This window comes from Janthinobacterium sp. Bl 1, from assembly GCF_058215535.1.
Window position 1 is genome coordinate 4028293 of record NZ_CM177086.1, and the last position, 26192, is coordinate 4054484.

At 64.2% G+C, this 26192-nt stretch carries 19 protein-coding genes; 7 read left to right on the top strand and 12 right to left on the bottom strand.

Features of this window, described 5'->3' with window-relative positions; translation table 11 throughout:
• Window positions 1-17: 17 nt before the first annotated feature.
• Window positions 18-2438 (bottom strand): DNA internalization-related competence protein ComEC/Rec2, encoded by a 2421-nt coding sequence (locus tag AC4BCN_RS18140; RefSeq protein WP_338679013.1) that lies wholly within the window; start codon window positions 2436-2438, stop codon window positions 18-20.
• Between the two features lie 203 nt (window positions 2439-2641).
• Between AC4BCN_RS18140 and AC4BCN_RS18145 the strand changes: the two genes are divergently transcribed.
• The 3 genes from AC4BCN_RS18145 to AC4BCN_RS18155 all read left to right on the top strand — a co-directional run bounded on the left by AC4BCN_RS18145 (window position 2642) and on the right by AC4BCN_RS18155 (window position 6594).
• Complete coding sequence (locus AC4BCN_RS18145) at window positions 2642-3475, top strand: class I SAM-dependent methyltransferase (RefSeq protein ID WP_219329894.1); 834 nt, start codon at window positions 2642-2644, stop codon at window positions 3473-3475.
• Between the two features lie 149 nt (window positions 3476-3624).
• Window positions 3625-3918, top strand: a complete 294-nt coding sequence (locus tag AC4BCN_RS18150; protein ID WP_219329895.1) for a hypothetical protein — start codon at window positions 3625-3627, stop codon at window positions 3916-3918.
• A 690-nt stretch (window positions 3919-4608) separates the two neighbouring features.
• A complete protein-coding gene (locus AC4BCN_RS18155; RefSeq protein WP_490491420.1) occupies window positions 4609-6594 on the top strand; it encodes a helicase-related protein in 1986 nt (661 codons plus the stop codon).
• 3 nt (window positions 6595-6597) lie between these two features.
• Here AC4BCN_RS18155 and AC4BCN_RS18160 read toward each other — a convergent pair whose 3' ends face one another.
• The 11 genes from AC4BCN_RS18160 to AC4BCN_RS18210 form a co-directional block, all read right to left on the bottom strand.
• Complete coding sequence (locus tag AC4BCN_RS18160; RefSeq protein WP_490491421.1) at window positions 6598-7071, bottom strand: T6SS effector amidase Tae4 family protein; 474 nt, start codon at window positions 7069-7071, stop codon at window positions 6598-6600.
• 179 nt (window positions 7072-7250) lie between these two features.
• Window positions 7251-8483: a PQQ-dependent sugar dehydrogenase gene (locus AC4BCN_RS18165; RefSeq protein ID WP_490491422.1), complete on the bottom strand. Its 1233-nt coding sequence runs from the start codon at window positions 8481-8483 to the stop codon at window positions 7251-7253.
• Between the two features lie 7 nt (window positions 8484-8490).
• Window positions 8491-9288, bottom strand: coding sequence for a TatD family hydrolase (locus tag AC4BCN_RS18170; protein ID WP_490493615.1), 798 nt, complete (start codon window positions 9286-9288; stop codon window positions 8491-8493).
• A gap of 12 nt (window positions 9289-9300) precedes the next feature.
• Complete coding sequence (gene lolD / locus AC4BCN_RS18175; protein WP_490491423.1) at window positions 9301-10026, bottom strand: lipoprotein-releasing ABC transporter ATP-binding protein LolD; 726 nt, start codon at window positions 10024-10026, stop codon at window positions 9301-9303.
• 16 nt (window positions 10027-10042) lie between these two features.
• Window positions 10043-11308 (bottom strand): lipoprotein-releasing ABC transporter permease subunit, encoded by a 1266-nt coding sequence (locus AC4BCN_RS18180; protein ID WP_490491424.1) that lies wholly within the window; start codon window positions 11306-11308, stop codon window positions 10043-10045.
• A gap of 65 nt (window positions 11309-11373) precedes the next feature.
• A complete protein-coding gene (locus AC4BCN_RS18185) occupies window positions 11374-12651 on the bottom strand; it encodes a lipoprotein-releasing ABC transporter permease subunit (protein ID WP_034755457.1) in 1278 nt (425 codons plus the stop codon).
• Window positions 12652-12756: 105 nt separating this feature from the next.
• The gene (locus tag AC4BCN_RS18190) at window positions 12757-14049 is read right to left on the bottom strand and encodes a TolC family protein (RefSeq protein WP_490491425.1); all 1293 of its coding nucleotides are present in this window, start codon (window positions 14047-14049) and stop codon (window positions 12757-12759) included.
• The gene (locus AC4BCN_RS18195; protein ID WP_490491426.1) at window positions 14049-15362 is read right to left on the bottom strand and encodes an HlyD family type I secretion periplasmic adaptor subunit; all 1314 of its coding nucleotides are present in this window, start codon (window positions 15360-15362) and stop codon (window positions 14049-14051) included. The genes AC4BCN_RS18190 and AC4BCN_RS18195 overlap by 1 nt, the downstream gene beginning before the upstream one ends.
• Window positions 15359-17512 (bottom strand): type I secretion system permease/ATPase, encoded by a 2154-nt coding sequence (locus AC4BCN_RS18200; RefSeq protein ID WP_490491427.1) that lies wholly within the window; start codon window positions 17510-17512, stop codon window positions 15359-15361. The genes AC4BCN_RS18195 and AC4BCN_RS18200 overlap by 4 nt, the downstream gene beginning before the upstream one ends.
• A gap of 103 nt (window positions 17513-17615) precedes the next feature.
• On the bottom strand, window positions 17616-18287 hold the full coding sequence (locus AC4BCN_RS18205; RefSeq protein ID WP_490491428.1) for a PEP-CTERM sorting domain-containing protein: 672 nt from the start codon (window positions 18285-18287) through the stop codon (window positions 17616-17618).
• 115 nt (window positions 18288-18402) lie between these two features.
• Window positions 18403-21906 carry an SdrD B-like domain-containing protein gene (locus AC4BCN_RS18210; RefSeq protein ID WP_490491429.1) on the bottom strand — a complete coding sequence of 1168 codons (3504 nt, stop codon included), beginning with the start codon at window positions 21904-21906 and terminating at the stop codon, window positions 18403-18405.
• 391 nt (window positions 21907-22297) lie between these two features.
• On the opposite strand from AC4BCN_RS18210, the gene AC4BCN_RS18215 reads away from it, so the two are divergent.
• From AC4BCN_RS18215 to AC4BCN_RS18230, 4 genes are all read left to right on the top strand, one after another.
• Window positions 22298-23362 carry a hypothetical protein gene (locus AC4BCN_RS18215; protein WP_490491430.1) on the top strand — a complete coding sequence of 355 codons (1065 nt, stop codon included), beginning with the start codon at window positions 22298-22300 and terminating at the stop codon, window positions 23360-23362.
• Entirely contained in the window at window positions 23359-25059 is a 1701-nt protein-coding gene (gene recJ / locus AC4BCN_RS18220; RefSeq protein ID WP_034755437.1) for a single-stranded-DNA-specific exonuclease RecJ, read from the top strand. Before AC4BCN_RS18215 ends, recJ begins: the two co-directional genes overlap by 4 nt.
• 198 nt (window positions 25060-25257) lie before the next feature.
• Window positions 25258-25674 carry a fosfomycin resistance glutathione transferase gene (gene fos / locus AC4BCN_RS18225; protein ID WP_490491431.1) on the top strand — a complete coding sequence of 139 codons (417 nt, stop codon included), beginning with the start codon at window positions 25258-25260 and terminating at the stop codon, window positions 25672-25674.
• 80 nt (window positions 25675-25754) lie between these two features.
• Window positions 25755-26192: an MbcA/ParS/Xre antitoxin family protein gene (locus tag AC4BCN_RS18230; protein WP_034755432.1), complete on the top strand. Its 438-nt coding sequence runs from the start codon at window positions 25755-25757 to the stop codon at window positions 26190-26192.

Below are 26192 nucleotides of genomic sequence, written 5' to 3' on the forward strand. Positions count from 1 at the left end.
AAAATTGCCTTACAGCATTAATAATACCAATACCGCGGCCGGCTGGCCCGATACTGCGTCACATCGATATTGCCCCCGAATTCCAGCACCGCCGCCCCCGTCACATCCGTGCGCAGCCGGGCAATGCCCATGTCGCCATAGCGCGCATACACTTGCGGCTTCGGATGTTTATAGCGATTCCTGTGTCCCACCTGGAAAATCGCCAGGGCCGGATGGACGGCACTCAAAAATGCCGGCGTCGATGACGTACCGCTGCCATGATGGGGTGCGAGCAACACGTCGGCTGCCAGTTCCCCCTCGGCAGAACGGGCCAGCAATTGCGCCTCCTGCGCCGCTTCGATGTCGCCGGCCAGCAGGATCGCGTGCTTGCCTACCGTGATTTTCACGGTGCAGCTGCGGGCGTTCGGCTTCAGGGCAATGTCCGTATGGCTGGCGGGCAATGGGTGCAGCATGGCGAAGTGCACGCCTTCCCAGGTCCAGCTCTGGCCCGCCGTGCAGTGCAGATAAGGCCGGTGCGATTCCCGCTGGAACTCGACGGCCGGATGGCCATCGAACAGCGACGAGGCCAGCCAGCCCACCTGCACGTTCTCGAGCAGGGACATGGCGCCGCCCGCGTGATCGAGGTCGCTGTGGGAAATGATGACGCCGTCAAGTTCGGCGATGCCGCGTGCGCGCAAATACGGCACGATGACCCTGCTGGCGCCATCGGAATCGAGGCTGTAGGCGGGTCCCGTGTCGTACAGCAGACGGTGGCCATGCGTTTCCACCAGCACAGCCATGCCTTGTCCCACGTCAAAGGCCGTGATCCACATCTGGCCAGGTGGCGGGCTGGACGGCAAGGCCGTCAGCAGCGGCAGCCAGCCCAGCATGCCGGCCCAGCGGTGCGGCCATCCGCGTGGTGCCAGCAGCCATGCCGTGCCAAACAATGCCCAGCAAAAACTCCACGTTGGCGGCGCGGGCGCCGTCCACACGGCAAAGCGGCGCGCGCCCAGCCATTCCAGCACCTGCGCCAGCATCTGCACGATGGCGTGCGCCAGCAGCAACAGTCCATCGGACAAAGGCGCAGGCAGCAGGCTGCCCGCCAGCGACAAAGGCGTGACGACCAGGCTGATGACGGGAATGGCCAGCGCATTGGCCACGGGGCTGACCAAGGACACTTGCGAGAACAGCAGCATCGTCAACGGCACCAGCCCCACCGTCACCACGTATTGCGTGCGCGCGCCCAGCGCCACGGCCCCGCGCAGGCGACGCCAGCGGCCAGCCTGCGGCGGCATGGGCGCCGTGGTACGGCCCGCCGTCGCGTACAGCATGGTGGCGACGGCACCGAACGACAGCCAGAAACCGGGCCACAGCACGGCCCACGGATCGAGCAGCACGACGACGCCCAGCGCCAGGCACAGGATATGGACGATGCTGGTGATGCGCCCCAGCCACAAGGCCAGCGCCACCACCAGCAACATATACAAGGTGCGCTGCGCTGGCACGCCAAAGCCGGCCAGCAGCACATAAAGAAAGGCCGCCAGCGCACCGGCCAGCGCCGCCACTTTTTGCGCCGGCAACCGCAAGGGCAGCTGCCAGTCGGTAAAGAATGAGCGGCGCCACAATGCGCCTGCGCCCAACGCGAACAGTCCTGCGATCATGGTGATGTGCAAGCCGGAAATCGAAATCAGATGGCTGACGCCCGTGCGGTTGAACACTTGCCAGTCGGACTGGGGAATGGCGCGCTGATCGCCCACCACCAGCGCCACGATCACGCCCGCATACTGCTTGCCTTCCAGGCTGCGGGCGATGCGCGCGCGCAGGGCTGCGCGGCTGGCCTCCACCACGTTGCCGAAGCCGGGCACGAAGGCAGCCAGGCGCAGGTTCGGCATGTCCGCGCGCGGCTGCGGCCGCACATAACCGGTGGCGCGCACGCCCTGCTCCAGCAGCCACGCCTCGTAATCGAAACCCATGGGATTCGCATTGCCGTGCGGACGCTGCAGCCGCACCGTGAGGCGCCAGCGCTCGCCCGGCTGCACGTCGCCCACGGCGTTCGTCACTGCATCGCGAAAACCCGCGTACCAGGACAGGGCGATCAAGGGCGGCACCTTCGCCCCAACCGCCTTTTCTACGGCAAAGTTGAAGCGCACGCCCTGCTCGAAGCGGTAGGGCAAGCTGGCGATGGTGCCCGTAACAACAATGTCCTGCCCTTCGTCAGCCAGCGCCAGTTGCGGCGCCATGGCCGCCTGGGCCAGCCACGCGGCCCAGTAAAAGCCGAGGCCTACGCCAGCGGCGAGCGCAACAACGCAGCGCCAGCGCGCGTAGCGACGCAGCGCCAGACTAGCCGTCAACCCTGCACCAGCAATTACCCACAGCAGCGCGCCCGCCTGCGCAGGCAAGCTTGCCTGCGTCTGCAACCAGGCGGCGCCAGCGGCAAAGCCGAGTATCAGGGTGCGCATAGGGAGGCAGAATCAAGGCAGAATCAGCTCGTTGCGAAAAGGGCTCAGCTACTGTGATCGCTTTCGACTGTTTGCCGTCTGATCTGGCGCAATGATGCCAAGGATAGAAGTTCAGCACACCATCCGGCACCACCGCAGGCGAAACTTCCCCCATGCTAAGATGGCCATCCGGCGCCTGGGCGCCACGACTTAGCGGACCTGGCATGACCCCACTGACAGCGGCCGAAACCTATTTGCAAGACTTTCACCAAAGACAAGTCGGCGCGACCAGCGCCGCGTTTGCCCATCTGCCGGCCAGTTCGCCTGTCGGGAGTTGGGCTTCGTCCTACGAAGTGTTGACCAGCCTGATACCGGCCGTGGACACGCCCTTGACCGTACTCGACCTGGCCTGCGGCGATGGCCATCTGCTGGGTTTGCTGGCAGCCAGGCGGCAGCCCCGGCTGCAACTGCTCGGCGTCGACATGAGCCAGGGTGAACTGGCTGCCGCGCGCGCCGCCCTGCCGGCCTCCGTGCGGCTGCTGCATGGCCGCGGCCAGGCGCTGGAACTGCCATCGGCCAGCGTCGATTATCTCGTCTCGCACATGGCGCTGATGCTGATGGACGACATCGAACGAGTCGTGCGCGAAATGCGCCGCGTGCTGCGTCCCGATGGTCACTTTGCGGCCATCGTCGGCCGCACTTTCCTGCTGGGCGAAGTCAACGACGTTTTCATGCGCGTGTTCAAGCCCATCGCCAGCACCGAGCTGCCGCCGCTGCGCTTTGGTGACCGCCGCACAGGGTCCGAAGCGGGCTGGCGCGGGCTGCTCGATGGCGCGTTTGCGGACGTCGAATTCGACGACATCGACGTACCATGGACGCCCACGCCGAGCGAACTGTGGACGGCCCTGCTGGACACCTACGATATCGACCGCCTGGACGACGGCGCCAGGCAACGCCTGCGCAACGCGTTCCTGGATGCCGTGGCGCCGCTGCAAACCGGTGACGGATTGATCGCCACCGGCTGGGGGCTACGCGCCGTACGCGCTCGGGCGGCCTGAACTGCCATCGTCGCCAGTGACTGCCGGCATCACCGGCAACAGGCCGCGATAGTGGCTGCCACTGCGCGCAGCACTGCTACTGTCCATTGCAGGTTTGCTGGCAGGCGGACCGTTCGGCGTTGCACTCTGCTTGAGCGGTACCGCCAGCAATGCAAGCACGCCATTCGGCAGCACAGGCGCTAGCGCAGCTTGCAAAGGCTGGCGTCGCGGTCACCGCCAAACCAAGGCCGGACGCAAAAAGAAATGCAGCGAGCTTTTTATTCATGGTGTTCTCCAAAGTTGGATGGCTGATGAATCCCTGCGCGCGCCATCGACTGGCGCAGGGCCACATACACAAGTATGTCGGGTGTCATCGCAAGCTGGCCGTGCGTCAGCGCGAAGTGAAAAGTCCTGCGGCCGCCAGCGGATACTGGAGCACCGCCAAATCAAAGCCGTTCATATAAACGCGGCGCGTCCCGGCCGATAGCCAGACCAGCATCCATAATAATGCCGCGCATCGCCGTCAATTTCCGATATGTTGAAAACATGCGAAAATTCTCCTCGCGAAATCTGAGGTCATGATCAGCCCGCCATTATTAATTGTCAAGACAATTCAATTCATTTCGTACTATCGAATAATTTCTCGCGCAATGAAAAATACGGTCGCAATAAAATCGATAGAATGGGAAGGTTCGCTCAGTCATGCCGGCTGCTGCTGGCGCATGGGAGCGCGACGACAACGACTCACTGCCTGGCAGACGCAAGAAAACAATCTGCACGTGATACGAATATCATCACCATGGATATCAATAGAAACTTACTCTTTGTCATTATCGGCAGTTAAATTTTAATAATAAAATTCACAGAATAAAACAAACTTAATAAAAATACATTCACTAAATTCCGGACGAATAAAATTCAGAGAAAAGAAAATGATAAAACACGAAGCACCAGATATCGCACTCCGTGTTCAAGCAAATTGAATTCGACACAATGGAAGCGCCGCGCTGAATGCCTGCCAGTTTTTTATCCGGGCCGGGGAATCAGCACTTTAAGAATCAGCGCTCCTGCCACAGCCACTCCGTGCGCCGCAAAAAATCTTTGCCCGGCGCACGGTATAATCGGCCTCGCTTACTTCAACACCCAGGCACGACATGACTTCCTCCCCACTTCCTCCCGACACTTCCACCGACATTTCCGACAGCAGCGAAGACAATAACGACGCTACCCTCGTCGCGGAACTGGGGGAGCTGGCCGAGCATATCCGCCTCGTCAAGATGGAAGGCCGCGTTTTCGTGCGCTTTTCCGGCGTGGTCAAGGCCGGCCACCTGGTGGTGCCGTATGCGCTGGTGCCCGCACAGGGCGTGCTGGCGCGGCCAGCCAAGTGGCGCAAGATGGACCGCGAGGCCAAGCTGGCCCTCGTGCGCGAACGGGCCAGCGCGGCCGTGTTCGAGGAGCTGCGCCAGCACGTGCTCGATTTCGTCGCCGATATCGCGGGCTTGAGCGAGGACGTGGATACGGACCCGATGGTCTTCCTGCACACCTTGGCCGACATGCAGACGTCGGAGCCGGCGGGCATGGTGTTCGACCGCATCCGCCAGCGCTTCAATCACGCCATCGAGCGCCAGCAGGAAGAACAGCACGCGGCGCGCACGCGCCAGAGCATCAACCTGGCCGAATACCCGGCCTCGTTCGAAATGGCGCGCCGCCTGCCGCGCCGCTTCATCGCCCTGCTGGGCCCGACGAACTCCGGCAAGACGCACCGCGCCATGGAAGCGCTGGTCAAGGCAAAGAGCGGCATCTACCTGGCGCCATTGCGCTTGCTGGCCCTGGAAAACTACGAGCGCCTGCAGGAAGCCGCGCCGCACGGCAAACCGCTGGCAGTGAGCCTGATCACGGGCGAGGAACGTCGGGTCGTCGACGGCGCCACGCACGTGGCCAGCACGGTGGAAATGCTGGACACGAAAACCGTCGTGGAAGTGGCCGTCATCGATGAGATCCAGATGCTGGCCGACCCGGACCGGGGTGCCGCGTGGACGGCGGCCGTCTGCGGCGCGCCCGCCCACACGGTCTACCTGGTAGGAGCGCCCGAAGCGCGGCGCGCCATCGAGGCGCTGGCCGAGCGCCTCGAATGCCCGCTGGAAGTGCACGTATTAAAACGCATGGCGCCCCTGTCGATGGAGCCGACGGCCGTGCGCAAGGTGCGCAACCTGCGCCGCGGCGACGCCGTCATCGCCTTTTCGCGCCGCGAAGTGCTGATGTGGCGCGACATGATCACGGAAACGGGCCTGTCCGTGGCCACCGTCTACGGCAACCTGTCGCCCGAAGTGCGGCGCGCGCAGGCGCAGCGCTTCCGCGACGGCACGGCCGATATCGTCGTCGGCACGGATGTGCTGGCAATGGGCCTGAACATGCCGATCGCGCGCATCGTCATGACCACCTGCGTCAAATACAATGGCCGCGAAGAGGAAGAGATTTCGGCCGCGCTGGCGCGCCAGATCGCCGGGCGCGCGGGCCGCTACGGCGTGCATGAAGAGGGCCTGGTCGCCGGCTATGACAACGAGACGCATGAAGTGATGCGCGCCCTGCTGAAGGAAAAGCTGCACCCGCTGAACACGAGCGGCTTTGCCGTGGCGCCATCGCTCGAACATCTGCACCGCATTTCATCGGTGACGGGCGAGCTGTCGCTGTCAAAACTGCTGCGCCGCTTCATCCACAATATCGACGTGCCGGATGGCTTCTTCTTCCCCCGCATCACGGAAGACCAGAAGGAGCGCGCCGTCTGGCTCGATACCCTGCCCCTGTCCGTGGCCGACAAATTCACCCTGTCGCTGGTACCGATATCGAGCAAGGTGCCGTCCTTGCAAACGGCGTGGGAACACTGGGCGAAGAATCTGTCGCAGGGGAAAGTCAGCACCTTGCGCCAGCATGCATATGGCGGCGGCACGCAGAATCTGCAGCAGATGGAGGACACTTGCCGCTACTATTCCGCGTATGCGTGGCTCAGCTACCGCCTGCCCGAATTCTTCCCCGATATCGACGTGGCGCAAAACCTGTCGCGCGATGCGTCGGAGCGGGTCGATTCCATCCTGCGCGCACACAATGCGGCCTCGCGCGGACGCTCGAAGAAATTCAGGTAAACGTCAACGGAGTGGCCAGAACCAGACCTCGCCACAATCCCAGTAGCACTCGGTGCCGCACACCTTCACGCCGATGGAGGGCAACAGGATGTCGATATGCCCACCCGCGCCGCCCAGGTAGCCGGGAATGCGGAAAAAAGCGACGAGGCCCTGGCGCTGGCCGATGCCTTCGATGGCCGCACCGGCAGCGAATTTTTCGGGCGCGCCAAACATCGACGGGCTGGCCAGCATGTGCGCCAGCTTGGCCTGCCCAGGCTCGATCAGCGTGCCCTTGAATGGCCCCCTGCGGATGGCCATGCGGCCCTTGACCTTCACGCCGGCCTTGATCAGCGCCAGGCTGACGCGGATGGCGCAGGTGTTGGCAAAGCTATCCTTGCCGATCAAGTCTTCCCAGCCGATTTCGCGGAACAGGGCCGCCTGGTCGACGGCCGCCACGCTCGAGTAATTTTCACGCAGATTGATGAATGCAGGTTTCACGCCAGCCTCCCGTCGTCCCTGGTCGACAGGAACATCAGGCCGATTGTAGGACGATGCGGCAGCCCCGCACTGAGCGGGGTCAAGCATTGGCCGACAACACTTGTAACGCCAACAATGATGTCGGATTACGCGCGGCGTTGCCCCGCTAATCCGACCTACACGTACGAAACCGGTGAAAATTACGGTTTGCCCGGCGCAGCATAATGCAGTTTCAGCACCAACCCATTATGGTCGTCAGCCATATAAATATCGCCGTCCTGCCCCAGCTTCACGTCGACGGGCGCGCCCCGGCCCTGCTTGCCCTTGCGCTCCCAGTTGCTGATCAAGTCGACGGACTTGCCCAGCGGTGCGCCGGCCTTGTCGGGCAGCAGGGCCACCAGGCGGTGGCCGTTGCTGCGGTAGCCGTGGTAGCCGATGATCAGGCTATTCTTGTACAGCGCCGGGAAGCGGCTGGCAGTGTAAAAGGTCATGCCCAGCGGCGCGGCATGGCCGGGCAGCAGGCGCTCGGGCGCCGCATATTGGGCGTCGCAAGCCGTCTTCGGATATTCGGGACTGGCGACGTTGTCGTCATAGCAGTACGGCCAGCCGTAGTGCCGGTCGGACTTGATCAGATTCAGTTCCTCGTGCGGCAGGTTCTCGTCGCTTTTGAGCTGGGGCATGGCGGCCTGGATGGCGTCGCGCGAGTTTTCCGCCTGCCACAACTCGCCCGTCGCAGGGTGAAAAGCCAGCGCCATCGAGTTGCGCAAGCCGCGCGCATGCGTGCGCCAGCTTGTCACGGTGCCGGCCGGCCAGGCCATCGTGTATTCGCGGATGGCGCCCAGCGCTTCCAGTCCTTCCGCCGAAGGACATGCCTTGGCCGGATCGGGCGCCTTGTCGTCGTTCTCGCAATGGTCTGTGCTCGAGCCCACGTTCACGTACAGGTCGCCCTTGGGGCTGAAGCGCATATTCGTCAGCAAGTGCAAGCCGAGGCCCGGCAGGCGCGGCGTCTTGGCCGTGCCGCCGATCACGTCGGTCAGGGTGCGCTTGGCGTCGCGCAGGTCGAAGCGGAAGATGCGCCCTACTTCGCCCACGTAGACCATGCCGTCCGGGCCCTGCACGATACCGTTCGGGCGATCGAGCTTATCGAGCAGCAGCTTGCGCTCGTAGCCGCCACCGGCCGCCTTCGGCTGCAACAGCCACAATTTACCCTGCTTCGGCGCCCATCCCGTCATGTCGGTGACGAGGATGTCGCCATTCGTCAGCGGCAGCACGCCACGGGGGAATTTCAGGCCGTCGGCCAGCACGGCCACGCAAAAGCCGGCCGGTGTGGCGACGTCGAGACGGGGCAAGCCGTCGCACTGGGCGCTGGTCGCAGCCATCGCGGGAGCGAACGCACCGGACAGGCAGGCGGCCAGGATTATCTTGTTGTTCATTGTGATCTCATTCCATCAAAGGTAATCGGGGCATCACGGCGCGCGCGTTGGCGCTGGTGGCAACGGCCACGTCGGCCAATGCCAGGCCGCGCAGCTCGGCCAGCACGGCGCCGATGCGCGGCAATTCTTCGGGGCTGTTGCGGCCTGGGTGCACCCAGGCCGGGGAAATATCGGGCGCGTCCGTCTCCAGCACGATGGCGTCCAGGGGCAATTCCGTGGCCATGCGGCGTATCTGCAGCGCGCGGGTAAAGGTCATGGCGCCGCCAAATCCGAGCTTGAAACCGAGGTCGATATAGCCTTGCGCCTGCTGGAAGCTGCCATTGAACGCATGGGCGATGCCGCCGTTCGGGCGGATCTGGCGCGCGTGCTTGAGGACGATGTCCTGCGAGCGGCGCACGTGGGTGAGCACGGGCAGGTCGAAGTCGCGGGCGATTCTCAACTGCTCGCGCAAAAAATGCTCCTGCTTGGCGCGCATGGCCGGTTCGCACAGCATGGGGATGAAGAAATCGAGGCCGATCTCGCCGATGGCGACAAAACGCGGGTCATTCATGGCCAGCGCCACGGCCTCGCGCAGGGCGATCAAATCGTCTTCGGTGGCGTGCGGCACGTAGATCGGATGGATGCCCAGCGCATAGCAGGCGTTGGGCGCCGCTGCCGCCAGGTCGCGCACGATGGCGAAATTGGCCCGTTCGACGGCGGGGATGACAATCATGCCCACGCCCTGCTGCTGCGCGCGCGCCGCCACCTGCAGCGATTCGCTGCCGAATTCATGCGCGTCGAGGTGGCAGTGCGTGTCGATCCACAGCATGGCGGTTCCTTAGTATTGGTATTGTTGCAGCCCTTCGTCCGTCAGGCGCAGCACGCGGTCGCAGCGCTTGGCCAGTTCGATATCGTGCGTGACGATGACGAAGGCCGTGCCCAGGGTGCGCGACAGTTCCAGCATCAGGTCGAAAATCTGTTCGGCCGTGGCGTGATCGAGATTGCCCGTCGGTTCATCGGCCAGCACGCAGGCCGGCTGCGTGACGAGGGCGCGGGCCAGGGCCACGCGCTGGCGCTCGCCGCCCGACAACTCGCCCGGCGTGTGCGTGACCCGCTTGGCCAGGTTGACGCGCGTGAGGATCTGCTGCGCCAGTTCGGTGGCCGGCGCGCGCTTCATGCGCCGTATCATCAAGGGCATGGCGACGTTGTCGAGCGCGGAAAACTCGGGCAGCAGGTGGTGGAACTGGTAGACGAAGCCCAGCGAGGCATTGCGCAAATCGCCGCGCGCCTTTTCGCTGAGGGTGGCGAAATCCTTGCCCAGCAAGGTCACGCTGCCGCTGGTCGGGGTATCGAGGCCACCCAGCAGATGCAGCAGGGTCGATTTGCCGGAGCCGGAGGCGCCGACGATGGCGACCCGCTCGCCGCGGTGGATGTCGATGTCGATGCCGGCCAGCACCTGCACCTTGTAGCTGCCCTGCGTGAAAGTCTTGCCCAGGCCGCGGCAGGAAAGGACGGCAGAATCGGCGGAAGCGCCATTGGAAGCAGGTTTGTTCAGATCGGTCATGGTCGTAGTCAGTGGTTTATTCATAGCGCAGGGCTTCCGCAGGTTTCACGCGGGCAGCCCACCAGCTTGGGTACAGGGTCGCCAAAAAGGCGAGGATCACGGCCAGCACGCCGATCTTGGTGACGTCGGGCCAGCGCAGGTCGGACGGCACGGTGCTGATGAAATAGATGTCCTTCGAGAGGAACTGCACGCCCAGCAAATGCTCGATGAAGGGCACGATGACGTCGATGTTCATGGCCACCAGCACGCCGCCGCCCACGCCGAGGATCGTGCCCAGGATGCCCACCAGCGCGCCCTGGATCATGAATATCTTCATGATGGAACGCGGCGAAGCACCCAGTGTGCGCAAAATCGCGATATCGGCCTGCTTGTCCGTCACCGTCATCACCAGGGTCGAGACGAGGTTGAAGGCGGCCACCGCGATGATCAGGGTCAGGATGATGAACATCATGCGCTTTTCCGTCTGCACGGCGGCAAACCAGTTGGCGTTCAGCTTGGACCAGTCGCGCAGCCACAGGTCGCCCGGCATGGTTTTTTTCAATTCCGCCGCCACTTGCGGCGCCTGGTTCATGTCGGCCAGGCGCAGACGCAGGCCCGATGGGCCGTCAAGGCGCAGCAAACGCTGGCCGTCTTCGATGTTGATGAAGGCCAGGCCCGCGTCGAATTCATTGTGGCCCGCCTGGAAGATGCCGCTGACGGTAAAGCTGCGCATGCGCGGCAGCACGCCGGCCGGCGTGACCTGGCCCTGCGCCAGCATCAAGGTGACTTTTTCGCCGAGGTTGACGCGCAGGGCGCGCGCCAGCTCGATGCCCAGCACGATATTGAAGGTACCCGGCTGCAGCGCCTTGAAGCTGCCCATGCGCGTCTGGCCGGCCACGTCCGAGACGTTCGGTTCTTCCTCGGGCAGCACGCCGCGCACGATGGCGGGGCGCAGCGCATCGTCGCGCAGCAGCATGCCTTGCGTTTCCACGAACGGCGCGGCGCCCTTCACGGACGGATTCTTGAACGCTTGCGCAGCTTCCGCGCGCCAGTCCGGCATGCTGCCGCTGTTGTCGAACACTTCCACGTGGGCCAGCACGGACAGCATGCGGTCCGTCACTTCCTTCTGGAAGCCGTTCATCACGGACAGCACGACGATCAGCGCCGCCACGCCCAGGCCGATGCCGGCCATGGAAATGAGCGAGATAAAAGAGATAAAACTGTTGCGGCCACTGCGCTTGCCGGCCCGCGTGTAGCGCAGGCCGACCAGCCATTCGAAAGGAAGATTTTTTAACATGCTCATTGATTCGTTAATTCTTTTGGGTAAGAACATACRGGTCTGACCCCGGCAGTTTGTTGACAAGCCAGCTATTCGTAGCGCAGCGCCTCGGCCGGCTTGACTCTGGCGGCGCGCCAGCTCGGGTAGATGGTCGCCACCAGTGCCAGGCCAAAGGCGATCAGGCCGATCTGCGCCACGTCCAGCCAATGCACGTCGGACGGCACGGCGCTGATCTGGTAGATTTCCTTCGAGATGAAGTGCAGGCCGAAGATGCCTTCGATGAAAGGCACGATGACGCCCACGTTCAGCGCCAGCACGACGCCGCCGATCACGCCCAGCGCACTGCCCAGCAAGCCGACCAGCGCGCCCTGGATCATGAAAATCTTCATGATGGAGAATGGCGAGGCGCCCAGGGTGCGCAGGATCGCGATGTCGGCCTGCTTGTCGGTGACCGACATCACCAGGGTCGAGACGAGGTTGAACGCGGCCACGGCGATGATCATGCTGAGGATGATGAACATCATGTTCTTCTGGCTTTGCACCAGCGCATACCAGCTGGCGCTGGCGCGCGACCAGTCGCGCATCCACAGCTGGCCCGGCATCGACGCTTTCAATTCGCGCGCCACCTGCGGCGCCTTGTTCATGTCGTGCAAACGCAGACGCAGGCCGGACGGGCCGTCGAGCTGCAGCAACTGCTCCGCATCCTGCATGTTGACGAAGGCCAGGCTGCCATCGAGTTCATTGTGGCCCGCCTCGAAGATGCCCGCCACCTTGAGCGCGCGCATGCGCGGCATGACGATGCCATTGGCCGGATCGCCCGCCCTCGGCTCGCGTTCCAGCATCAGGGTGACGTTCTGCCCCACTTTCACGTCGAGCGCCTTGGCCAGGTCGATGCCCAGCACGATGTTGTACGAACCTGGCGTCAGATCGTTGAAACTGCCCTGCTTCATCTGGCTCGCCACGCTGGAGACGGTGGCTTCCTGCTGCGGCAGCACGCCGCGCACGACGGACGGGCGCATGGTTTCGTCGTTGAGCAGCATGCCCTGGGTTTCCACGAATGGCGACACGGCTTTCACTTGCGGGTTGGCGTAGGCGGCGCGCTCCTGCGCCTGCCAGTTCGGCATGGAGCCGCTGGTATCGAACACCTCGACGTGGGCCAGCACCGACATCAGCCGGTCCGTGACTTCCTTCTGGAAGCCGTTCATGACGGACAGGACGACGATCAGGGCGGCCACGCCCAGGCCGATGCCGGCCACGGAAATGAGGGAGATGAAGGAAATGAAGCTGTTGCGGCCACTGCGTTTCCCGGCGCGCGTATAGCGCACGCCGACCTGCCACTCGAAGGGAAATTGTTTGATGATGCTCATGCGCTCCCGCGACAACGATGATATGCGAGCGCGCAGTGTGCCACATAATGGGCATTTCATGCATCAAGTCTGCGTGATCCATGTGTGAAACCGCGCACGCCGGCCCTATTTTGCCTCCTGCGCCAGGCCGAACGCATCCAGCAGCCGCCCCGCCAGCGCATATTGCCGCATCTGCGCCAGGGTCAGACGGTGCAGCTGGTCGCTGCGCCGCTGCTGTATCGTGAAATAGCTGTCGCGCGTCTGGATGACCTGCTGCAGGTTGCGCCGGCCCGCTTCGTACTGGATGGTCCCGCCGCGCACGACGAAGGCCATCTTCTTTTCCTGTTCGTCGAGCAGGGCCAGGGTACGCTGCGCATTGGCGATGCGCGGCAGCATGCTGGCCAGGTCGGCGCGGGTGCCCTGCTCGGCGCGCGCCACGTCCGCCTCGGCCGCCTGGGCGCGGCTGATGCTCTCGTCGCGCTGCGCCAGGCTGCCCCCGCCGAGCGGGAATTCCCAGGCAACACCCACCGACCAGCCCCGCTGCTGGATGGTCGACGGCGGCGGCGTGGTCTTGTTATTGAGCAGATGGCTGACATTCAGATCGATTTTAGGGGCCAGGGTGGCCGCCAAACCACGCACGCGCAGCTGGGCAGCTGCCGCCCGCTCGCGCGCGGCGCGCAACTGCGCGTGCTGCGTATCAGCATTCTCCAAAGCCTGCGCCGGCAGCGGCGCAAAGGCGAAATCGGCAAACTGCGCCACCGGTTCGAAGGCCAGCGCTTCGAGCTTGATGCGCGCCGCCTGCTGGTCCGTCAGCAAGCCGTCGTGTACCAGTTCCGCGTCCAGCTGCGAACTTTGCGCCAGTTCGCGGTCCACTTCCGACGCCTTGCCCAGTTCCGCCTGGCGCGTCACTTGCCGCACCAGCTGCGTCACGTCGCGCAGGCGCTCCTGCGACTGCAGCAGGCTGCGTTCCAGGCGCTGCATGTCGAAATATGCTTCGGCCAGCTTTTCCGCGCTGTCCGCGCGTGCCCGTTCCACGTCAAAGGCGGCACCCGCCATCTCGCGCTCGGCCGCATCGAGTTCGGCGCGGTCGGCGCCGCCGTTGTACACATTCCAGCGCACGCTCGCCTCCACCTGGTGCGTGCGGCGTTCCACGTCCAGGGTGCCATCGAGGTCATTGCTGCGCCCCCGCGTGGCCTGCAGCGCCGCCGTCGGGAACAAACGCGAGCGGGCCTGCTTGTAGCGCGCTTCGGCGGTGGCCAGCGCCGCCTGCGCCGCCACCACCTGCGGATCGCGCGGCACGGCGCGCGCCAGCAAGGCGGGCAAGCCGCGCGTGGACTGCGCCTGGAAAGTGGCCGGTGACACCGGTTGGGCCGCCGCGTTTGCGCAGGCGAATGCCATGCAAAGTAAAAAAGCACGCATCACCGCTCCTGCAGGGAAGACTGCAAGCCGCGTAACACTGGCTTGAACACATATTGCAGCACCGAGCGGCGTCCCGTCAGAATGCCCACGTCAACGGGCATGCCGGGCGTAATCGGCAGCACCTTGCCGTGCGCCGTCAGCTGGCTGCGGTCGGTACTCAGCTGCACCTCGAAATACGGCTCGTTGCGTTCATCGGGAATCGCGTCGGCGCCCACGCGCACCACCTGCGCCTGCATGCGGCCATAGGTGGTGGCCTCATACGCCAGCACATTGGCCGAGGCGCGCTGTCCCACGTGGATAAAACCGATGTCCGACGGCTTGACGCGCACGGAGATCAGCATTTCCGAATCGGCGGGCACGATTTCCAGGATAGGTTTACCCGGCTGCGCCACGCCGCCGACAGTCGCCACCAGCACGCGGTTGACGACGCCGTCGACGGGCGCCGTCACGTCGCGCCGGCTCACCTGGTCTTGCTGGCCCTTGACCGTACTGGCCAGGGCGCCGGCCTTGGTTTCGTATTCGCTGCGCTGCGCGCCCCACTGGCCGCGCATGCGCGCTTCCACTTCGCCCGCCTGCGCCTGCGCCTCGGCCAGGGTAGCCGCCAGGCGTGGCACGGAGGCACGCAGGCTGTCGAGTTCCGTGCGCTGCTGCTGTACGCGCTGCTGCGCATTCAGGTAGTCGCCGCGCGAACCGGCGCCCTCTTTAAAAAGCCTCTCCTCGATCGAGAGGCTTTCCAGCGCGATTCTCAAACCCGTGTCGAGTTGCGCGATGCGGCTGTGCGCCTCGGCCAGCTCGCCGCGCCGGCGCGTCACGCCTTCGCGCGCGGCCGCCGTGGCCGACGCGAATTCGCGCTGGCCGTCGCGCCACAACTGCGTTTCCTTGGCGATCAGCTCGGGCGCCTCCTGCTGCCATTCCGGCGCAAACCGGGGCGTGCCGCCGGACAGCAGCGCGTCGAGGCGCGCCCTGCCCGCCAGCGCGGCCAGGCGGTTTTGCACGCTGGCGCCCAGATTGGCCTCGTACTGGGCTGTATCGAGGCGCAGCAGCAAGTCGCCGCGCCGCACGCGCTGGCCCGGTTTCACGAGCATTTCGCGCACGATGCCCCCTTCCAGGCTTTGCACTTCCTGCAGATGGGACGGCGGCGTGATCGCGCCACGGCCATTCACGGACACGTCGAGCTGGGCGAAGGTGGCCCAGGCCAGGGTCAACACCAGCAGCACGGCGATCAGCGCCAGCATGCACAGGACGATGGTCTGCGGTTCGCGTTCCGGGTCCGGGTGGGCCGCTGGCAGCGGGCGGGCGTTCAGGGCGCTCATGCCGCCACTCCCTGTTCCGCCGCAGGCCTGGCCGCCTGGCTGTTCAACACGCGCATGACCTCATCGCGCGGGCCATCAGCCACGATGCGCCCCTTGTCAAAGACGATCAGGCGGTCCACCAGCGCCAGCATGGCCATGCGGTGGGTGACGAGCACGATGGTCGTGTCTTTCAAGGTGCGCAGCCGGCCGATCAGGCGCTGCTCGGTGGCCGGGTCGAACATGCTGCTCGGTTCATCGAGCAGCAGCATGGTCGGTTTCGCGAGCAAGGCGCGGGCCATGGCCACGGCTTGCCGCTGGCCGCCGGACAGGCGCTCGCCCCGCTCGCCCACTTCCGTCGCCACGCCGTTGGGCAGCTGGGTAATGATGTCGTCGAGGCAGGCCAGGCGAATGGCATCGAGCAGGCTGGCGTCATCGGGCTGGCTGCGTCCCAGTTCGATGTTTTCGCGCAGGGTGCCGTGGAACAGGGTCACGTCCTGCGGTACGTAGCCGATCTGGCGGCGCAGGCTCAAAGGTTCGAGCTGGGTGCTGGCCAGGTCATCGAACAGCACGCTGCCGCTTTGAGGGCCGTACTGGTTCAGCAGCAAGCGCAGCAAGGTGCTCTTGCCGGAACCGAGCTTGCCGATCACGCCAACCCGCTCGCCGGGGCGGATGTGCAGGGTGAGTTTATCGAGCAGCGGCGGCGAGTTCGGGTAGGCAAAGCCCACGTCGCGAAACTCGATGCGCCCGGACAGCGGCGGCGCCTGCAGGCTGGCCGCGTCGTCATCGGTCGGCGCTTCCATGATTTTATTCAGGGCGTGGTAGGACAATTTGGTTTGCTCCCAGCGCATGATCAGGCCCGCGATCTGGCTCACGGGCGCCAGCGCGCGGCCCGTCAGCATGCTCACGGCGATGATCTGGCCCAGGGTCAGCAGGTGTTCGCCCATCAGCAAGGCGCCCGTGGCCACCACGGCCACGCCGGACAGGGCCAGCACGGCCGTGTTGATGTAATTGACGCGGCTGACGATTTCGCGCGTCTCGACGCTGTTGGCGGCAATGGCCACCGTCAGGCTTTCCCATTTGCGCCGGCTCCACGCTTCGGCGCCCAGCGCCTTGATCGTGTCGAGGCCATTCATGGTTTCAAACAGGTGCGCCGTGCGCTGCGCGCTTTCCTGCATCGAGGCGGCCACGTGGCGCGCCAGGGCCGCGCGCGAGGCAAAGGCCACCAGCAGCAAAATCGGGATGACGGCCAGGGGCACGAGCACCAGCCAGCCGCCCACCAGGGCGATCACCAGCAGGAACAGCAGCAGGAACGGCAAGTCGCCCAGGGTCGTCAAGGTCGTCGATGCAAAGAATTCGCGCACGGATTCGAAATCGCGCACCGTATTGGCCAGGGTGCCGCCGGAAGCGGGCCGGCTGGCCGCGCGCAGGCGCAAACACTGGGCAAAGATGTTCGACGACAGCGCCACGTCCATGCGGCGCGACGCCGTTTCCACCAGTTCGCCGCGCAGCAGGCGCAGGGCCAGCTCGAAGCCCGTCAGCACCACGACGGCGATCGTCAGCACCCACAGGCTGGAGGTGGCATTGTTCGGGATCACGCGGTCATACACGGCCATCGCATAGAACGGCACCAGCGCGCCGATGATATTGAGCACCAGGGTGCCCAGCAAGGCCCAGCGGAAGACCCAGCGGTTGCGGTTGAAGACATCCCAGAACCAGCGCCCCGCCACCGGCATGCTGTAGAGCAAGCTGCGCTGGTCGAAAAACAGTACGGGCCGCACGGCCACCCAGCGTGCATCGGGCACTTCCTGCGCCAGCGCGGCCGCGTCCAGCCATGCGCTGCCGTCGATGCCGGGCACGTGGCATTCGTATTTACCGTCGGCAATAGTCAGCACCACCAGCGCCTGCCCTTCCCCGTTGTACAGCAAGGCCGGCATTTCCGTAGCGCGGCGCGGCTTGTCTGCAGGCAACGCTGTGCCGGCCAGGGTGGCTTGCGCCAGCGCCTGATTGAGGAAATCGCCGGCGGCCGGGCTCACCTGCGCGGTCACGCTGGCGCGCAGGCGCTCGGCCTGCACGGCCACGCCGAAAAAGCGCGCGAGGAAGACGATGGCGTCGGCGATGGCATCGGTGGACGTACCGGCGGAAGCGGTGGAAGTGTCGGGGGGTGGGGTCATGATGGATTCACAATAAAACGCTGCGGCGCACCGGTCGGGCGCGCCGCAGCGGGAACGCTATCGCTTGCGCGATGAGCGATGAGCAATAATTAGTGAGTAATAATCAAGTCAGCTCGGAAGCGCCCTTGCGGCGGCGCGCCATGAAGCCCAGCAGGCCCAGGCCCGCGACCAGCATGGCCCAGGTTTGCGCTTCCGGCACTGGCGACACGGCCAGCAGGGTTTGCGAAGCCGGGTTGACGCTGCTCAAGCTCGTGTAGTTGTACAGATTCTGGATGGCGCCATTGCCCGTGGCCACGCCCAGCATGGTGTTGGCCTCGCTGACGACGGCATTGCTCAGGCTTTTGAAGCGCAAATCGCCCGTCAGCAGGTTCGTGTTGTCGTTATTCAATTCCCACAGGGCCAGCTGGAAGGCGGCGGCGCTGTTGGCGCTGGTCGACACACTGGCGACGGACGAGGCGTAATAGCCTTCATACAGGCGCTTGACGGAATCGCTGGCGGCGAAGGCGCCGCTGCTGTAGCTGTTCGAACTATTGCTCAGTGCGACGTGGGGATCGAGGCAGAATGCCAGGAAGGTGTTGCTGTCGTACTTGACTTCCCACAAGGTCGGCGAAATGGCGCTGCCCGAGCCAAAGGCGCCGCCGGTAGCCGTAAACAGGCTGACGCTGTGCGAATCGACGACTTGCAGGTTGGAGGCGGCCAGGGCGCTGCCGCTGGCAAGAGCGAACGTGGCGGCGGCGATGGCGCCGCGGACGAACAGGTGCATGGATTGTTTCATATTGGTTTCCCTATTTCTATTATCAAGTGTGGAAAAAACGTGGAAAGCGCCGGCGCCCCGTGACGGGTGCGCCGGTGCGGCATTGCCGGGCAGGATTACGGGCCGGCAAGGGACATCAGGCAGCCATTTCCTGGGGCTGGACATTCGCGTGGGCCATGGCGCGGCGCAAGAGGTCGGCCATCTCGCACTGGGCCTGGGCTTCGGCAGCCGGGGCAGCCTGGGCGGCAGCGACCGTGTTGACCGTGCCACCCTGGCCCAGCACCACGTCGAGCGTGCTGTCGTCGCGCAGCAGGTCAGCCATGCTGGGCAAGGTCACGCCGGCGGCGGCCGCATCCTTGGCATCGACGTTGAAATACACATCCGTCATGTCGACCGTCTTGCCGTCGGCCAGGGTGGCGCTGCTGCGCTCAAGGTGCAGATTGCTGTTGGCGTCGAGGAAAGGCAGTTCCGTGTAGCTGACCGTCAGGCTGGCCACGCCGGCGTCGTGCAAGGACATCAGCTCGCCATCGTCCGTCACGCCGTTGCTGTTGGCGTCGCGCCAGATGCGCAGTTCCGCGAACTTGTCATCGTGCGCATCGACCACGCCGTCGCCGTTCGAGTCATGGCTGGACAGCTTGGCAAAGCCCGTGCCCTTCTCGTTGCCGCCGAACAACTCGGAGATGTTGTCGATCTTGCCATTGCCATTGCTGTCAATGGCCAGCAAGCCGTCCTGGGCCGAGACCCAGCCCGTCTGGATGGCGCTGCCCGTGCCCAGCAAGTCGAAACTGCCGTGGAAGTCGGCGCGGGCGATCGTGTGCACGCCGTCACCGTTGAGGTCGATGACGATGGGCGTGATGGCCGCATCCCAGCTCATGTCGTTCTGGCCCGACGCCAGTTTCAATATGTCCGTGTAGACCACGTTGCCCGTCGTGCCATTGCTGTTGACGTCCGAATCGATGTTGTCGTTCGTGCCCACGTTCTTCGCGCCCCAGCGCCACGTATCCATGGCATAGCCGGCGTGATACACGCCCGACTTGTCGAACTTGAGCGAATAGCTGCCCGGATCGAGGTTGCTGAACAAATAGTTGCCGTAGGCATTCGTGTACGTGGTGGCCAGCAGCACGCCGCTGCCCGAGTACAGTTGCACCTTGATGTTGGCGATGCCGGCCTCGTTGTAGTCCTGTACGCCATCATGGTCGGCGTCGCGCCACACCTTGTCGCCCAGGCTGGCTTTGCGGTAGATGCCCGCATCCCAGCTCATGTCGTTCTGGCCCGCGGCCAGGTTGATCAGGCCCGAGCGCCCCGTGCTGACATCGACGTCGGAATCGGCCGTGTCAACGCCCACATTGGCCTTGGTGTAGTAAAAGCCCGATGGACGGATGACTTCCACCTTGTAGCCGCCGGCCGCCAGTTCGCTGAACAGGTAATTGCCGCTGGCATTCGTCGTCGTCGTGGCGATGACCTGGTTGTACGCATTGAGCAGGTTGACTTTCACGCCCGCCACGCCCAGTTCGCCCGCCTCCTGCACGCCGTTGTAGTTCTTGTCTTCCCACACGCGGTCGCCGATGGAAGCCGTGTTCAGTTTCACCAGGCCCGCATCCCAGTCCAGCTGCACGTCGCCCGACTTCAGGGTGGTCCACGTGGTGGTGAAGCCGGTGGCCGGATTGACGTCCGAATCGGTGGCGTAACCGCCGATGTCGGCCTTGGTGAAGCCGTAGCCGGCCGGCGGCACGAAGCCCAGGTAGTAATTGCCTGGCACCAGGTTGCTGAACAGATAGTTACCGCTGGCATCCGTGGTGGCGCTGGCCACGACGGCCCCTTGCGCGTTGTACAGGTTGACTTTCACGCCACAGACGCCCGCCTCGCCCGCATCCTGCGTGCCGTTGCCGTTCGCGTCGAACCACACGCGGTCGCCGATGGAGGCCGTCTTGTAGAGGCCGGCATCGAGATCCCTGTAGTTCTGGCCGGCAGCGACCGTCACCTGGCCGCTGTTGCCCAGCGTATTGATGTCGCTGTCGAGCGCATCGTTGCCGCCCGCATCCTTGACCGTCGTCAGATAGCCGGCTGGGGCGACGACGGCGATCGAGTAGGTACCGGGATCGACATTGAAGTTGTAATAGCCGGCGGCGTCCGTCAAGGTCGAGCCGATCACGCTGCCAGCCGCGTTTTTCAGCTGCACGGTGACGCCGACCATGCCCGCTTCGCCCGCATCCTGCACGCCATTCATATTGCTGTCATGCCAGACCCGGTCGCCCAGAGTGGCTGGCAAGGCGACGATGCCGGCGTCCACGCTGTGGTTGCTGTCGCCTGAGGCCAGCAGCACTTGCGCCGTGCGGCCGTCGGCATTCGCGTCTGAGTCGCGCTGCTCGTCGCCGCCCTGGTCCTGGCCCGTGAAGGCGTAGCCGGCTGGCAAGGTGGTTTTATCGAACTGCACGCTGTAGGCGCCTGGTTTCAGGTTCGTGAACAGGTAGTTGCCGTTCGCATCCGTCAGCAGCGGGCTGCCGACGGCGTTGCCCGACGCATCAAGCAAGCTCACTTTCACGCCTGCGGCGCCCGCTTCGCCCGCATCCTGCACGCCATTCCTGTTCGTATCGAACCAGACGCGGTCGCCCAGTTCGGCCGCGCGGTACAGGCCCGCATCAACGCTCAAATTGGTCTCGCCCGGCGCCAGAGTGACGGGCGCCATCTTTCCGCTGGCATCGATGTTGCTGTCCTTGGCCGTGTCGCCGCCCTGGTTCGCTGCCGTCGGCACGTAGCCAGCGGGCGCCACCACGGTCACCGAATAGGTGCCCGGATTGACGTCGAAGTGGTAGCCGCCGCTGGCGTCCGTCGTCGTGGAGGCGACCACATTGCCGGCCGTATCCTTCAATTGCACGACAACATTGGCGATGCCTGCCTCGCCCGCGTCCTGCACGCCGTTGGCGTTCTTGTCTTCCCACACGAAGTCGCCAAGGTGGGCCATCGGCACCTTGAAGGTCAGGTAATGGGGCGCCAGGCTCAGGTCTTGCGCATTGCAGCCTTCCGTGCCGCCGTCATCGCGCACCTTGAAACCGAGATCAAAGTCGCCGGCCACGGTCTGGCTGGGCACGAAGACCAGGTGGCCCGCGCGGATATCGTCGATGGAGACTTCCGTGCCCACCGCCACAGCCACGCCGTTGAGCAAGACCTGGCCCGCCGTGGTGGTATTGGTGATGACGATGGACTTGAAGCCGTCGTGCTCGACGTCGTCGTGGAAGCCGAAATCGCTTTCGCTCAGCACCACGCTGGAACCGTCGACCAGAGTGAAGGTCTTGTCGGCCGCATCGGGCGCATCATTGACGGGATCGATGATGACTTGCAAGCTCAGCTGGACGATGTCGCCATTGCCCTTGTCGATCGTCACCTGGATGGTCGAGAAGCTGCCATTGTAGTTGGCGGCCCAGTCGCCGGGACGCACGTACACGGTATCGGCGTCGAGCATGCCGAACAGCGGCGTGTTCTCCGTCGATTCCGTATCGTCCGGCAACAAAACCGTGAAATTCTTGATATTCAGTTCACCTTGCACCGAGTAGCCGGCCTGGATCAGCAGGTCACGGATATCGAAATTCTTGTTGATGTCTTCGCAGACGTGGACCGTGGTCGACAGGTTGTAGGTAGTCATGCGGCCTCCTGACGGCATGCCACGGCGGCTGCAGGAGCGGAAATACGGAGGGCCAGGGCGCAATCAGCCTGGCCGCGCAAAGCGGCGAATGTATACATAGGTGGGCTTCCAAGAAGGGACTTGTTTAAAAATGAAGCCGGCAGATCTTGTATACAGTTTCGAGGGACACAGGAGCCAGACGACGCAACCACGCAGCAGGGGGTGATTGTCTTTCTAATATTTAAGTTGTCGCAATTATATCCAGTATATTTTCAAAAGCAAATTGATTTCCAATAATATCAATAAAATTTTTATAATTTTTTCGCATACCCAGCGCGGGTGGTGTTGCCATCCGGGGCCTGAAAATAGATGCACCTTCTCGGCCCCCACCACAATCGCCTACAATCTCGGGATGAATCAACTTACCCTCGTCCTGCCCTTCGCCTTGCCCACTGCCGAACTGGCTGCCGACCTGCTCAAGGTCTTGCAGGCGCCCGCGCTGGCGGCGCTGCTGTCGCGCACCTCCACTTGCAATTTGGAAATTTTTGACAATACCAACCGCCTGCTGCCGCACGAAGCGTGGCTGGCGCACGCCTTGACCCTGTCGCCCGCGCCCAACGGCGAGGCGGCGCAGGCGGCCTTCGCGGCCCAGGCCATGCGCGGCTACGGCCTCGTGCCGGAACCGGGCGCGCGCTACTTCCTGCTGCATCCGGCCCACCTGGCCATCGCCCGCAGCCATATCAGCCTGGAAGACTTGCGCCAGCTCAAGCTGAGCGAGGCCGATGGCCGCGCCCTGTTCGACATTGCGGCCCCGTATTTCGACGAGATCGGCCAGCCCCTCGCGTATGGCGACGCGGGCACCTGGTTCATGCGCGCCGACGCCTGGTCCGACTTGCAGTGCGCCACGCCGGACGCCGCCACCACGCAAGATTTGTCCGTGTGGATGCCCGAAGGCGAGCATGCGCGCGCCGCGCGCCGCCTGCAAAACGAAGTGCAGATGCTGTGGCATGAACATCCCGTCAATGCAGCGCGCGAGGAGCGGGGCTTGAAAGCCATCAATTCCTTCTGGATCTGGGGCGGCAGCCTGGCAACGGCCGCATCTGCACCTGCATCGGCGCGCTGCGCAGCCGGCTTGCATACGCAGGACGCGCCGGGCTGGCTGGCCGCGCTGGCGGAACCGGCGCAGCGCGATGCCAGTCCAAACAGTGTGCTGGCCAGCACACAGGACGCGATCGTCGTGCTCGGCGGCCTGACCGAAGCGGCGCAGGCGCAGGAATGGGGCATGTGGCTGCAGCAGTTGCAAGCGCTGGAAGCCAACTGGTTCGCGCCCCTGCTGGTGGCCCTCAAGGATGGCCGCCTGGGCCAGTTGCGCCTGGTGCTGAGCCACCGCGACGCCTGGCTGGACTGCACCACCAGCAAGAACGCGCAGCGCAAATTCTGGCGCGCGATTACCCTGAACAAGTTGAAAGCATCATGACCCGTACCCGCATCGCCACCCGTCCCTGCCCCTACCGCGAATCCGAATTGCTGCGCCAGGGCGGTATCCACCCCGTGCTGGCCCGTTTGTACGCGTCGCGCGGCCTGTCCGACGCGAAAGAACTCTCGATCGAGCCGAAAGACTTGATACCACCATCGGGCTTGCTGCACATCGGCGCGGCCGGCGTCTTCCTGGCCGACGCCATTGCCGCCAAGAAGCGCATGGTCATCGTGGCCGACTACGATTGCGACGGCGCCACCGCCTGCGCCGTGGCCATACGCGGCTTGCGCGCCATGGGCGCCGACGTCGATTTCATCGTGCCCAACCGCTTCGAATACGGCTACGGCCTGACGCCGGAAATCGTCGAACTGACGGCGCGCGAAAAGTCACCGGACATCATCATCACCGTCGACAACGGCATCGCCAGCATCGATGGCGTGGCCGAAGCGAACCGGCGCGGCATCCAGGTGGTCGTCACCGACCACCATTTGCCGGCCGACACCCTGCCCGACGCGGCCGTCATCGTCAACCCGAACCAGCCCGCCTGCGGTTTTCCCAGTAAACATCTGGCGGGCGTGGGCGTCGTGTTCTACGTCTTGCTGGCCCTGCGCGCGGAAATGCGCCGGCGCGGCCTCTTTGATGCGCAAACGCAACCGAAGCTCGACAACCTGCTCGACCTGGTGGCGCTGGGCACGGTGGCCGACGTCGTGCGCCTCGATACCAACAACCGCATCCTCGTCGCACAAGGCCTCAAACGCATGCGCAAGGGCCATATGCACGCGGGGGTGGCCGCCCTGTTCCGCGTGGCGGGCCGCGAAGCGCGCAGCGCCACGCCGTTCGACCTGGGCTTTGCCCTGGGACCACGCCTGAATGCGGCCGGCCGCTTGCAAGACATGTCGCTGGGCATCGAATGCCTGGTCACGGACGACGAAGGCCGCGCCTGGGCGCTGGCGCAGCAATTGAACGACATCAATCTGAAGCGCCGCGAAATCGAAGCGGAAATGCAGGATACGGCCCTGCTGCACCTCGACGCTTTCGAACCGGCCAACAGCAGCACCATCAGCGTCTTCGATGAATCGTGGCATCAGGGCGTGATCGGCATCGTGGCCTCGCGCTTGAAGGAAAAATTCTACCGCCCGACCATCACGTTTGCGCCGGGTGCGGACGGCTGGATCAAGGGTTCGGGCCGCTCGATCCCCGGCTTCCACTTGCGCGACGCGCTCGACCTCGTGTCGAAACGGGCGCCTAGCCTGATCGACAAGTTCGGCGGCCACGCCATGGCTGCCGGCTTGACCATCCGCGCCGACGCCTTCGACGCCTTTTCCAAGGCCTTCGAAGCCGTGGGCCAGGCCTGGCTCAGCCAGCAACAGCTGGAACGGGTGGTGGAAACGGACGGCCCGCTGGAAGACGCCTATTACACGACGGCCTTCATCGAGCTGATGGATGGCCAGGTGTGGGGCCAGGGCTTCGCCCCGCCCGTCTTCTGCGACGAATTCCGCGTCGTCAGCCAGCGCATCCTCAAAGAACGCCATCTGAAACTGCTGCTGGAAAAGAACGGCGTGCGCTTCGACGCCATCTGGTTCGGGCATACGGATGCCTTGGGCGAACGCACGAGGGTCGCGTTCCGGCTTGATGCGAATGAATACAATGGCACGACGAAAGTACAGTTGATGGTAGAGCACGCCGAACCTGTGTAGTGACACCTGACCGTACCTACTGCGCGTCGGTACTGTCAGGCTGTGATGCACACCGTTTGTGATCTATTCTTGCTGTGCTAGGACACCTGACCGTACCTCTCGCGTCGGTACTGTCAGGTGTTGCAACGTTTGTGATCTTATTCTTGCTAGGTACAACGATGGCTGGAACACCCCGAAACACCACCTGAAAGCAGCACCATGCTAACCGGTCTGAACCACCTCACCCTGTCCGTGCGCGACCTGGCGCGCAGCATCATCTTTTACCGCGACACCTTGGGCCTGTGCCTGCATGCACGCTGGGACAGGGGCGCGTATCTGTCGGCCGGGGACTTGTGGCTGTGCCTGTCGCTTGACGGGCAAGACACGCCTGTGCTGGCCAGCCCCGGCTACACGCATTACGCGTTTTCCATCGCGCCCGCCGACTTCGCCCCGTTTGCCGCCCGCCTGCGCGCCGCCGGCGCGCCCGAATGGCAGCAAAACCGCAGCGACGGCGACTCCCTGTATTTTCTCGATCCGGACGGCCACCAACTGGAAGCCCATGCGGGCAGTCTGGCGCAGCGGTTGGCAGCCTGCCGGGCGGCGCCCTATGCTGGCATGCAATTCTTTGACGGCTAAGGGTATAGGCGCGCGCATTTGAACGAGGACAGCACAAATTCCCGAAAAGGAGTAATATTATTCCATAAAAGGAGTTCACCATGAATCTTGCCTACGCCTACCCCAAGAGTCGCTTCGAACCGGCCGTGCTCGTCGATCTGAATGCCAAAGCCGAACGCGAGCGATTGTCGCAGGCGGCCTTGAAGGGGTTTTTTAAGCTGGCCGCCGCCTGGAAACTGCGCGACGACGATGCGCGCGAACTGCTGGGCGGCCTGTCCAGCAGCGCCTATTACGAGTGGAAGAAGCACCCGGACCGCGTGCTGGAAGTGGACCGCATCACGCGCATTTCCTACTTGCTGGGCATTTATAAAGCCCTGCACATCCTGTATGGCGACAAGCTGGCCGACGAATGGGTCAGTTTGCCCAACAAGAATCCCGTGTTTGGCGGCCGCACGCCCCTGTCGCAGATGCTGGCCGGCGGCTTGCTGGCCATGCAGACGGTGCGCAAGCTGCTCGACGCGCGCCGCGGAGGACTGTGA

Bases quoted from the DNA above. Each gene is read 5' to 3' on its own strand.
- AC4BCN_RS18190 (WP_490491425.1), bottom strand. From the start codon at position 14,049: ATGCGTGCTTTTTTACTTTGCATGGCATTCGCCTGCGCAAACGCGGCG.
- AC4BCN_RS18185 (WP_034755457.1), bottom strand. From the start codon at position 12,651: ATGAGCATCATCAAACAATTTCCCTTCGAGTGGCAGGTCGGCGTGCGC.
- AC4BCN_RS18150 (WP_219329895.1), top strand. From the start codon at position 3,625: ATGCAAGCACGCCATTCGGCAGCACAGGCGCTAGCGCAGCTTGCAAAG.
- AC4BCN_RS18180 (WP_490491424.1), bottom strand. From the start codon at position 11,308: ATGAGCATGTTAAAAAATCTTCCTTTCGAATGGCTGGTCGGCCTGCGC.
- AC4BCN_RS18155 (WP_490491420.1), top strand. From the start codon at position 4,609: ATGACTTCCTCCCCACTTCCTCCCGACACTTCCACCGACATTTCCGAC.
- AC4BCN_RS18210 (WP_490491429.1), bottom strand. From the start codon at position 21,906: ATGACTACCTACAACCTGTCGACCACGGTCCACGTCTGCGAAGACATC.
- lolD (WP_490491423.1), bottom strand. From the start codon at position 10,026: ATGACCGATCTGAACAAACCTGCTTCCAATGGCGCTTCCGCCGATTCT.
- fos (WP_490491431.1), top strand. From the start codon at position 25,258: ATGCTAACCGGTCTGAACCACCTCACCCTGTCCGTGCGCGACCTGGCG.
- AC4BCN_RS18200 (WP_490491427.1), bottom strand. From the start codon at position 17,512: ATGACCCCACCCCCCGACACTTCCACCGCTTCCGCCGGTACGTCCACC.
- AC4BCN_RS18195 (WP_490491426.1), bottom strand. From the start codon at position 15,362: ATGAGCGCCCTGAACGCCCGCCCGCTGCCAGCGGCCCACCCGGACCCG.
- recJ (WP_034755437.1), top strand. From the start codon at position 23,359: ATGACCCGTACCCGCATCGCCACCCGTCCCTGCCCCTACCGCGAATCC.
- AC4BCN_RS18215 (WP_490491430.1), top strand. From the start codon at position 22,298: ATGAATCAACTTACCCTCGTCCTGCCCTTCGCCTTGCCCACTGCCGAA.
- AC4BCN_RS18165 (WP_490491422.1), bottom strand. From the start codon at position 8,483: ATGAACAACAAGATAATCCTGGCCGCCTGCCTGTCCGGTGCGTTCGCT.
- AC4BCN_RS18230 (WP_034755432.1), top strand. From the start codon at position 25,755: ATGAATCTTGCCTACGCCTACCCCAAGAGTCGCTTCGAACCGGCCGTG.
- AC4BCN_RS18140 (WP_338679013.1), bottom strand. From the start codon at position 2,438: ATGCGCACCCTGATACTCGGCTTTGCCGCTGGCGCCGCCTGGTTGCAG.
- AC4BCN_RS18145 (WP_219329894.1), top strand. From the start codon at position 2,642: ATGACCCCACTGACAGCGGCCGAAACCTATTTGCAAGACTTTCACCAA.
- AC4BCN_RS18205 (WP_490491428.1), bottom strand. From the start codon at position 18,287: ATGAAACAATCCATGCACCTGTTCGTCCGCGGCGCCATCGCCGCCGCC.